General features: G+C 35.8%; 12 protein-coding genes and 1 pseudogene. 7 read left to right on the plus strand and 6 right to left on the minus strand.

Features of this window, described 5'->3' with window-relative positions:
* Positions 1-304: 304 nt before the first annotated feature.
* Positions 305-832 (plus strand): plasmid pRiA4b ORF-3 family protein, encoded by a 528-nt coding sequence (locus F955_RS15940; RefSeq protein ID WP_000537572.1) that lies wholly within the window; start codon positions 305-307, stop codon positions 830-832.
* 424 nt (positions 833-1,256) lie between these two features.
* On the opposite strand, the gene F955_RS15950 is transcribed toward F955_RS15940, so the two are convergent.
* From F955_RS15950 to F955_RS15960, 3 genes are all read right to left on the minus strand, one after another.
* Positions 1,257-1,868 carry a recombinase family protein gene (locus F955_RS15950; protein ID WP_004889724.1) on the minus strand — a complete coding sequence of 204 codons (612 nt, stop codon included), beginning with the start codon at positions 1,866-1,868 and terminating at the stop codon, positions 1,257-1,259.
* Between the two features lie 186 nt (positions 1,869-2,054).
* On the minus strand, positions 2,055-3,053 hold the full coding sequence (locus F955_RS15955; protein WP_004889728.1) for a HEPN domain-containing protein: 999 nt from the start codon (positions 3,051-3,053) through the stop codon (positions 2,055-2,057).
* Positions 3,046-3,600, minus strand: coding sequence for a hypothetical protein (locus F955_RS15960; protein WP_004889731.1), 555 nt, complete (start codon positions 3,598-3,600; stop codon positions 3,046-3,048). Before F955_RS15960 ends, F955_RS15955 begins: the two co-directional genes overlap by 8 nt.
* Positions 3,601-3,802: 202 nt before the next feature.
* On the opposite strand from F955_RS15960, the gene F955_RS15965 reads away from it, so the two are divergent.
* The 3 genes from F955_RS15965 (at position 3,803) to F955_RS15975 (ending at position 6,844) form a co-directional block, all read left to right on the plus strand.
* Positions 3,803-4,465, plus strand: coding sequence for a hypothetical protein (locus F955_RS15965; RefSeq protein ID WP_004889732.1), 663 nt, complete (start codon positions 3,803-3,805; stop codon positions 4,463-4,465).
* Positions 4,466-4,517: 52 nt separating this feature from the next.
* Positions 4,518-5,333, plus strand: coding sequence for a S1 family peptidase (locus F955_RS15970; RefSeq protein ID WP_004889734.1), 816 nt, complete (start codon positions 4,518-4,520; stop codon positions 5,331-5,333).
* 176 nt (positions 5,334-5,509) lie between these two features.
* Positions 5,510-6,844, plus strand: coding sequence for an ISNCY family transposase (locus tag F955_RS15975; protein ID WP_004897313.1), 1,335 nt, complete (start codon positions 5,510-5,512; stop codon positions 6,842-6,844).
* A gap of 341 nt (positions 6,845-7,185) precedes the next feature.
* Here the strand turns inward: F955_RS15975 and F955_RS16940 are convergent, their stop codons facing one another.
* Positions 7,186-7,383, minus strand: coding sequence for a hypothetical protein (locus F955_RS16940; protein WP_004897314.1), 198 nt, complete (start codon positions 7,381-7,383; stop codon positions 7,186-7,188).
* A 679-nt stretch (positions 7,384-8,062) separates the two neighbouring features.
* On the opposite strand from F955_RS16940, the gene F955_RS15990 reads away from it, so the two are divergent.
* Positions 8,063-8,419, plus strand: coding sequence for a type II toxin-antitoxin system RelE/ParE family toxin (locus F955_RS15990; protein WP_004668307.1), 357 nt, complete (start codon positions 8,063-8,065; stop codon positions 8,417-8,419).
* Positions 8,412-8,714, plus strand: coding sequence for a helix-turn-helix domain-containing protein (locus F955_RS15995; RefSeq protein WP_001140620.1), 303 nt, complete (start codon positions 8,412-8,414; stop codon positions 8,712-8,714). The genes F955_RS15990 and F955_RS15995 overlap by 8 nt, the downstream gene beginning before the upstream one ends.
* Before the next feature lie 41 nt (positions 8,715-8,755).
* Here F955_RS15995 and F955_RS16000 read toward each other — a convergent pair.
* Both F955_RS16000 and F955_RS16005 read right to left on the minus strand, forming a co-directional pair.
* Positions 8,756-8,917 (minus strand): annotated as a pseudogene (locus tag F955_RS16000) (IS6 family transposase); the annotation flags it as partial.
* 85 nt (positions 8,918-9,002) lie between these two features.
* Complete coding sequence (locus F955_RS16005; RefSeq protein WP_004897603.1) at positions 9,003-10,283, minus strand: cation efflux transmembrane domain-containing protein; 1,281 nt, start codon at positions 10,281-10,283, stop codon at positions 9,003-9,005.
* A gap of 89 nt (positions 10,284-10,372) precedes the next feature.
* Here F955_RS16005 and F955_RS17070 point away from each other — a divergent pair.
* On the plus strand, positions 10,373-10,464 hold a 92-nt coding region (locus F955_RS17070), incomplete at its 3' end, for a MerR family DNA-binding transcriptional regulator (RefSeq protein WP_004897605.1).

The raw sequence follows: 10,464 nt of genomic DNA on the forward strand, positions 1-10,464 counted from the left end.
TTTCCTTCCGTATGGTTAACCAGGACTCCAATTTTTTGATGAGCCAATTTCATTGCCAGCAATGAAATAATGACTCACCAAAAAACCGGATGATGTTTATTAAAACTGAATAAAATCGTGGAACATTGCTTATTTATTAAGCGTGGAACACTAAAAAAGATAAAAAAAGCCCGAACAGGGATGTTCGGGCTATCAACTAGGAACTACAGCGTTCAATTTTCAAGAGAATTATAACGCATTTCGTATAAGGTGTATTATGTTAATTTTAGATTTACTAAAACTATTTTTTGAGAACTAGGCTGTTATGGGAACTGTAAAGCTCAAATCTTCTGATGAAGTTTTTCAATTAAAAATTAGTCTGCTAGGTAGTGATCCTGAAATCTGGAGAACTATTCAAATTTCATCGGCAGCTACTTTATCTAGGCTCCATAAGGCAATTCAATCTGCTTTTGATTGGGAAGATAGCCATTTACATGAATTCACGACTATTAAGCATGAAAAGATCAATAAAAGACAAAAATTGAAAGAAGTTCTACGTGTAGGTAAAAAAATTATATATACATATGATTTTGGCGATTGTTGGGAACATTTGATTACTGTAGAAAGCAGACAATCTCCTGATTTAAATAAAAAATATCCATGTTGTATAGATGGTCAAAATCATGCTCCATTTGAAGATATTGGAGGAATTTTTGGATATCTTGATATTTTAGATGCATTACAAGACCCCAAACATCCAAGATATGACGATTACATGCAAATTATCGAGGATGAAATAGGAGAGATAGAGTTTGATCCGACCTACTTTAATTCACATGATATTAAGTTTTAAACCTGATTTAACATAATGGTTGTTATGCGAAATTCCTAGCATATTCACCTTTTGTCTTATATCTTTGTTTTTACCAATAGGTAAAATATATTCATAACCTACATCGGAAAAGTAGGTAGTTAAGAAAAAAATTGCAGAGATTTATAAGCCTTATAGTAACGGGAGAGACTATAGGGCTTTTTATTTATCTTAATATTCATATACCTAATGGATTTGCTTTTCAACTAGTTCCAATTTGTTTAATGCTTGCCGTTTTTTATGATCATTATTAATCTTTACAACTAGAGCTAAAATAAAAACCATCACTATAAAAACAAGGAAAATCAAATGCTTTTTCATCATTAATTCCGTCTTTTGATCTTTAAAAATGCCTTGCTCCTTTGTAAATAGATATGACATAAGGGAAGCACTGATACAAGCCTTTTTAAATGACTTTAGCAACTCGATAAACAGTTGCAACTCCACAATTCACTGCTTTGGCAATTTCTTCCTTAGTCATATTGCCAGCTGCTAGTAATTCTTTTATTCGTTTGTGCTTAGCCTCATTGGCTTTCTTACCTGTTGGCTTGTAACCCGAACGTGCCAAGCCCTGCTTAATACGTTCTATACGTTTCTCATTGTCCAGGCGGGCCATTGTTGCCAGGAGATCAATCAACATATTGTTGATGAGATCCAGGATTGAATGAGTAATGCTGTCACTGGTTTGAATCATTTGGTAGGTAGTAGGAAGATCTGCTACGACTAAACGAAGTCCCTTCTCCTGGATCCTGCGCTTCAGCTCTTGAAAATCCTGTTGGGTTAGGCGTGATAATCGGTCAATACTTTCAACCAACAAGGTGTCGCCTTGATTTGCTTCTGACAGTAGCTTATTCAATTCAGGTCGGTCTAACTTCGTACCACTATAGTTTTCCACGTACACAATGGTTTCGCCCAAATTCAAGTTTTGGTTTAGATCCTGAAGAATCTGCAAAGCCCTTTCTGCATCTTGATCTTTAGTTGAAGCTCGTAGATAAATACGTGTATTCATTTCTATCATTTAATCTTAATTCTATTAGATTAATGATAACAATATCATTTAATTATTGCATTAAGTCTAATGATAGATATTGTATGCGATTTGGCTCGCTATCATTCAGCTATACTCTTTTGATAAAAAAAAGCATAACTAAAAGCCATGCCTTGGGAATTCGTATAACGTGTATTATGTTAATTTTAGGAAATCTTACAAATAACTATCGTTTCCATTCAATAGTACTTGATCTAATGAATAAATAATATTCCCATGTATATCATTAGCTCTCGCTGTATTTTCAAAGATATTAGCTATATTTTCCTTGAACTCTACTAGCGTCTTAACATTGTTTAATAATGCAAACCGAACAGCTCCCAAACTCCTAGAGGTTCCATAAATCATAATCTGACTATATAACGCCAGAACTGGCTTTGAAAAATCAACTATCCTAAATCCAGAATGAGCTGAGTTATTTCGAAAAATTCGAATCTTATCTACATCTTCAATTAATTTTTTCTTCCAAAAATCATATCTAGGATGATCAGATATACTGGCTAGAAAGGGTTCAGATATTTCTAACCTTTTTTTATTATTAGGAAATCCCATTAAAAAACATATGTTTGAAGAAATATTATCAGACTCTCCCTCTTTTAATAATGCTTCTAACGTAAACCAATTAAACAATATCTTTAACTGACTATTATTTTCATGTCTACCATGTCTAGCCCAATGTAAAGCTCTTAAATATCTTTGACTTAGCTCACAATCTAAACCAAGAATATAGTTAATATCATCCATCCTCTGAATATTTCCATGGGACATAACAAAAGATGTTGATGGGTTAAATCCCCACCTTTTAACAGGATGTAGTTCACCTGAAGCTAAATTTTTAGCAAATCCGATCTCTGAAACATCGACATTAGAAATATGAAATTTACTGGCGCTCAAATCCAGAATTGTAGAGAACCGATCAGCAGCTATGCTTAGAGCCTCTAGCACTGTTTCAGAAGAAACAATCGTACAAATCCTTGCCGCATAAGTGTATTTATCAAACTGCAATCTATGATCATCAGCTGATTCTTTTAATGCAGTAAGTTCTTTATCTGAATCAACTGAAGCAGGTCTCAATTCTACATCACCATAAATGATGGTATTCGGTAAAGTAAAACTATTAGACTCTAAAACCCTAACTATAAGAAAATTAAACATTTTTACACATCACTAATAAATCTCTTAAATTCTCTAGAACTATATTTCTAATCAATTTATCCATTTGATCAGTAAAGCGAATCTTATTTTTTATGGCATATTTATGAAACATTACGGTAAGTTCATAATCATGAGTATTCCAAACAACTTCCGAAATAGTTTCTATGTGATTGCGTTCTAAGCAACTGTTTGATAATAAAAACTTAGAACTTTCTCTAATTCTCGGAATATTATTGACTGAATAATAATATTGCAATCTATACCACTCCAATTCGAAATCATTTTTTCTATTTAAATACAATAAGTTATCATATTTAATTACGCTCTGATTATCAAAAAGAGTTATCGCTAATTTATAGCCCAAACAAATAGAAATTATATTTCCACTATGAGTTTTTTCTAACTGGTCTAAATAAAATCTTGCTTCTAGAAAACGCCCTTTAGATATGAAGAACGTAATTAATTTTGTTAAATTTTTTGCATAATTTTTACTATTTAAGTCAGTAATTAAGTATTTGTGAAAAATATTTTCTAGACAGGGTTCCAAAGTAAATCCTTAAAATAATTTCTGCTATATATGTATTACATGAAAAGTAAGAGTTTTTATAATTCAATCGGTTACTTACCTATATTTTAGGCAATAAAAAACCCGCATAAGCGGGTTTTTTAAGATATCGTATGTCTACAGGGGGAGGCAAGCCAACAAAATCCCATAGCTAGTGCATTCAATATAAGGTTTATATGCATATATGTCAAATCAGAAAATAATAGACGCTGTAACCATTGTTATTTCACCTGCAAGAATTTCAACCTATGAAAATGCCACTGGTGGAAAGAAACCTGACAATTTAGAAGCCTTAAATTTATATGCTTGGAATGCAGATATTTCAGGTGCCTTACTTATTCCTTTGCATGTATGTGAAGTTGCTATTCGGAATGCTGTATCAAGAGCAATTGAAAATATTTATGGAGATAGATGGCCCTGGTCTTCAGGTTTTGAACGAAGCTTACCTAATCCTACTCGTGGTTTTAGCCCTAAAAAAGATCTCATAAATGCTCGATTAAATCAGCGAACAACAGGAAAAGTTATTCCTGAGCTGAAATTCGCATTTTGGCAAAGTATTTTCACAAGCAGACATGATCAGCGTTTCTGGAATCCATATCTTACTGATCTATTTCCCAATATGAATACATCGGTAAGTATCCAAGATAGAAGAAAGCTAATTTATGATGAATTAGAGCAAATTAGACGCTTGCGTAACCGCATTGCACATCACGAACCAATTTTTACACGCAATTTATCTGATGATTACCAAAAAATATTATCTTTAGTTAGCTATCGCTGTACTACAACTGCCACATGGCTTGATGAACATCAAAGAGCTACGGAAATTATTGCGAAAAAACCATAATTATTCAGTTTATATCTGAAAATTGGGTACGGCTAAAAAAAAAGAGAAAAGTATGTTTAAAGATTTATATGAAAAAATCCAACGCTGTTGTGGATATGTGACAGTTTTTGAAGGTGATGAAGTTATAAGTGAAGGTACTTGTTTTAGCTTTACGGATACAGGTGAAGTTATTACTGCTGCACATGTAGTGACTGGTAGGATGCCTATAAAAAAAGAAGATTACACTCATCCACAGCAAAGAATTTTGATAAAGTTTCCCGAGTTACCTTTAGTTGAATATGCAGTATCTTTTTGCTCATTTGAAATTAACGTCCCATCTTTTAAAGAAATAATACAGCTAGATATAGCTGTATTACGACCAAAAGAAGAGCAACCTTTCAAATTCCCCTTTCTACCTGCAAGTATTAATTCAGTAAATCTAGGACAAAGAGTATTTGTTGCAGGCTATTCAGATGAACTTAATATACCATTTTCGATTGAAAAAATTATTGATCCAGAATCATTTGGTGCAGATAAGTTTATTAAAGCAATTAGAGAGGAAGGATACTTAGCAGATATGACAGGTCCAATAATTAAACATGGTTATATTGGAAATATTCGTCGTATTTTTGCTGATGATAACTCCCAAAATATAAGAATAGAAACTGACGTTTTTTACATAGATAATGGGATGCATAGTGGTGCAAGTGGAGGGCCTATTGTCAATGAAGAAGGTGTTGCTTTAGGAGTATTAACACAACGTGCAATAACTCCAGCACATCAATCAAAGGATTCCACATTAAAAGTCCCATCAGGCTCATCAATAGGAATCTCATTACAAATTCTAAAAACTGTTCATGAAATTATTCAAAGAAATAATGCAACTTAAAATATATAAACTATAAAAAATGCCTATAATTCAGGCATTTTTTAGCTCTCATTTAACATAAAATCTCTTCTACGAAATGCACGTGTTAGAACCCATTTAAAGTGTCTATATTCTCACCAATAAAAATGTCTAGTTTATGATGGTTTTTATCACCATGGACTGGATATAAAATATAGATGCTGATCACTATGTCTGACAAAGAAATTCAACGTCTTGCAGTACTGCAAGACGTTCGAGATCATCGTATTACGCAAGTCCGTGCTGCTGAAATCCTGAATCTTTCCACCCGTCAAATTACCCGGTTATTGCACAAGCTCAATCAAGATGGTGTTTCAGGTCTGGCGCATGCCAGTCGTGGTCAACCTGGTCATCGTCGCCATGATGACTTGTTAAAATCAAAGTGCCTTTCCATTATTTCTGAACATCTGCTGGGCTTCGGTCCCACCTTGGCGCATGAGAAGCTCAGTAGCATATTTGACCTGAATATCCCAGTAGAAACGGTTCGTCGCTGGATGACGGCCAATGAGCTCTGGATTCCTCGATCCAAACGCCTGAAACGTCCCTATCAGCCACGCTATAACCGTGATTGCTTCGGTGAGCTGATCCAGATTGATGGTTCATATCATGACTGGTTTGAAGGTCGGGCTGCTAAATGCTGTTTATTAGTTTATATCGATGATGCTACTGGAAAGCTGTTGCATCTGCGCTTTTGTGAGGCGGAAACAACCTTTGATTATATGCTTTCAACCCGAGCCTACATTGAGCAATATGGAAAGCCTCTAGCCTTTTATAGCGATAAACACTCTGTATTCCGGGTCAATCAGAAATCAAGCCAAGATAGCAAGATCACGCAATTTGGGCGGATTCTGAATGAGTTAAACATTGATATTATCTTTGCCAACTCCCCACAGGCCAAAGGTCGCGTAGAGCGAGCGAATAGAACCCTTCAGGACCGTCTGATTAAGGAGATGCGTCTAGAAGGCATCGGCTCGATTGCGGAGGCCAATGCATGGTTGCCCTGCTTTATTGAGCATTTCAATCAGAAGTTCGCCAAATGTGCGCGAAACTCAAAGAATCTGCATCGGCCATTAACCGAATCTGATCTTGAACTAGATGATATTTTTACCTGGCAGGAACCGCGTAAGGTTACGAAGAACCTGACGATTACCTATGACAAGTGTATTTATCTGCTTGAACCGACAGAGCTGAATCATAAGCTTGTTGGGCAATACATTTCATTTCTGGAGTACCCGGATGGCACTGTGGCGATCATGCATGAAGGACGGAAGATCAACTATAGTGTCTTCAATAAACTGGCTGGACTACAGCAGAATGAAGTGGTTGAGAATAAAAGATTAGGCTCGGTTCTGGCGCATATCCAGCAACAGCATGAAGAGTTGGAAAAACAAAATAAACGTTCCCGTCTCAAGAAAAGTATGCCGAGTCGTAAAGCTCAGAAAGCGGCTATTGAACAAAGAAATTTAAATCCTGTGCTTGACTCTTGCAGTTAAAAACAGGACATTTTAAATGGTTTATCGCATAGACATTTTAATTGGTGAATAACATAGTAAGCTTTACGCGGAATTCTTAGCATATTCATCTTTTGTCTTATATCTTTGTTTTTTACCTATCGGTAAAATATATTCATAACCTATAGAGGAAAAAAGTAGGTAATTAAGAAAAAAATTACAGCGATTTATAAGCCTTATAGTTCCGGGAGAGACTATAAGGCTTTTTCTTTATCTTAAAATTCATATATCTATACTATTTTGATAAACAAAAGCATGGCTGAAAGCCATGCTCTGGGAATTCGTATAAGGTGTACTATGTTAATTTTAGGAAATCTTAAGAATTAACTCTCAAGTAACTGCCCTATTTCCAACCTACTATATCCTCGCTCTTTTAGAATCAAGACAATAGCTTTTCTATATTCATCAGAACTGGAGGTCTTATATTTTATGATTAATTGATTCTCTGAATTCAGTTCAAGGGCATTCTTATAGGTTAAGACTTCAGTAGAAATCTTATTAAAAATATTTAGATTAAACATACAGGTACTCTTCATCCTGTTATAGCGGCCCGACTACAACAAATACCTGCCTTAGCTTAGCTAGGCACCCTTGGCAGCAAGGATTACAAATTAAGAAAAGTTCTGCAAGTTTTCAAAAGCTATAAGGATGAATAATCAACTAAAATCATTGTCATTTAACATAATGGCGATTATACGAAGTACACTTGTATATTAATATAAATATCAATAACTTAAAATTTTCACCCTGATCACAAAACGCACAAAAATTGGCTTTTGTAATAAGTTGGTGAGTTTTTAAGCGGATCTGTAACATTTTGCCAAGAAAATTGATTAAGAAATGATCAATCTTGGGATCAGTGCCCATTTCATGCGGCTCTAGGTTGCGAAACTATCCCCAATTGCTGTGGATAAAATTTAGGCTATTTTGTAGGTTAGAACGCACAAGAATATCGGCTATTTGCGGCTATTCTGAAAACTGGAGTTTTCCTATGATGAACTCATCAGGAACAGGAAGTTCCATAACATAAAACAAAAATTATAAGTTATTGCACATGGACCAAAGGGTACAAAAGCGCAGCAAGTAACAATAGAAACCCCCGGCAGGATACCGGGGTTTTTTATTGCTTATCCTTTTTCATTTGCAAAACAAACATAATGCCCCTAAAATATAGACTATAATCTATATTTTGGTTGTGGTATGTGGACAGTCATTACGACAGATCTATTTAATCAGTGGCTTGAACAGCAAGATGAACCTACACAAGAGAAGGTCCTAGCTGCCCTGGTTGTTCTACAGCAGCAGGGACCGAGTTTAGGCCGTCCTTTAGTAGATACTGTGTATGAGTCTAAATTTACCAATATGAAAGAACTGCGTGTTCAACATCGCGGTAGACCCTTAAGAGCTTTCTTCGCATTTGATCCCTTACGACAGGCTATTGTTCTATGTATTGCTGATAAAGGCGGTAAAAAGCGTTTTTATAAAGACATGCTGGATATTGCAGATGAACAATACCAACTTCATCTCACTACCCTAGGAGATAAATCTAATGGCTAAGACTCTGCAAGAATTGTTAGCTAGCCGCTCTCCAGAGAGCCAAGCCCGTATTCAAAAAATGGCTGATGAATTACTGCTAGAAAATCAGCTTCATCTTATTCGTGAAGAACTCGAAATTTCTCAAAAAGAGCTTGCTGAAACTTTGGGAATAAAACAGCCATCGCTTTCAGCAATAGAAAATCGTGGCAATGATCTTAAGATTTCAACCATGAAAAAGTATGTTGAGGCAATGGGTGGGAAGCTCCGTATTGATGTAGAGCTTCCAACAGGAAAACATATAGGATTCAACGTTTAACAATAAAAATGGGAGCTATAGGCTCCCATTTTTAGATTCGTATAACGTTGAACCCAACGGTAAATAGTCGTGTGATCAACATTCACACCCCGTTCGGCCAGCATTTCCTGCAGTTCACGATAGCTAATGCCATATTTACAATACCAGCGCACAGCCCAAAGAATGATTTCGCCCTGAAAATGCCGACCATGGAAAGGATTCATATGCTGCACCTTTAGCTAAAACAGTCTTCAGCTTACCATTCGTGGTTATTTGCAACAGTGCCAAATAGATTCATTTTCGATACTCTTACTTCAAAGCCAAAATTTTTCGGGCACCATTAAGTACGAATAAAGAAACCAGTATGCCAATGATTAAGTCTGGATAAGCTGATCCCGTCCACGCCACGAGTACACCGGCAAATATAACGCCCATATTTACGACAACGTCATTCGCCGAGAAAATCCAACTGGCTTTCATATGTGCGCCATCTTCTCGATGACCAGAAATAAGATATAAGCATGTCACGTTAGCTATAAGTGCGAGCAGGCCAATAACAATCATGAGCGTTGATTCTGGCTCGCTTCCAAACATGAATCGTCTAATGACATCAATAATCACGATGACAGCAAGTAATAACTGAATCCAACCTGCGAAATGGGCTGCTTTCACTTGATATTTCGCAGCTTTTCCGACGGCATATAGCGCAATACCATAAACGGCTGCATCGGCAAACATATCTAGAGAATCAGCAATCAATCCTGTAGACGCAGCAATAATTCCGCTGATGAATTCTATAAAGAACAGTAGAGCATTAATGCCTAATAACAGTTTAAGTACTTTAGCTTGTCTCACAGGATCAGGTTCATTAGGTATATCGCCTGTAGAAAGCTGTGTTTCATCAAGTTTCGCCCCAAAACCCAGTCCTTCGAGTTTAGCCGTAATTTGCTGAATCCCTTCATTATGGAAGACTTTCAGTTTTCGATTGGGAAGATCAAAAGTAAGACCTTTAACTGCTTCAATATCTGCAAGAGCCATACGGACCATTTGCTCTTCAGCAGAGCAATCCATTTTAGGAATGGTGTAGGTACTTGTTTGCTTAGCCTGTTGATTGCTTATATAAGTTTCAGTCTTCACAAGCTTTGCACCAAAACCCAAAGCTTCAAGTTTGGTGGTTATATTTTCATCTTTTTGATTATGTAGAACCTTTAAAGAACGGTTAGGTAAATCAAAGATGAGTTTTTGAACACCATCAATTGAAGATAGCGCCATACGAACCATCTGTTCTTCCGCAGAACAATCCATTTTGGGAACTAAGTATTCACTCATGTAGTGCGAATCTTTTAAAACGTCTTCAGTGCTTAAATTTTCTTTGGGATCAGAACCACAACAGGATTGAGCGGTATCTTCACAACTGTTTGAAGTGTTACAGCAAGGAGATGAAGATTTTTTTTCTTCCTCTTCACCACAACAGCTAAGCGTATTATCACAATTCTTTGAATTGTTTGCTTCTGCAATTGATGGATGATTTTCTTGTTGAGATTTCTTATCTTCGCATGGTGTTTCTTTACTACATCCACAACCACTCATAATTATACCCATTAAAAAAATTATAAACTTTGAATATTAGAATCCCTATAGTTACTATAGAGTCAAGAATCTTTGGAAATACTAACTCAATGCATTTAAAAATTGGTGAACTCTCTAAAAAAACCTCATGTTCAGTATTAACAATTAGGTTTTATGAAAAGGAAGGTTTAATTCCGGAACC

Source organism: Acinetobacter schindleri CIP 107287, assembly GCF_000368625.1.
In the GTDB taxonomy this organism is placed as follows: Bacteria; Pseudomonadota; Gammaproteobacteria; order Pseudomonadales; family Moraxellaceae; genus Acinetobacter; species Acinetobacter schindleri.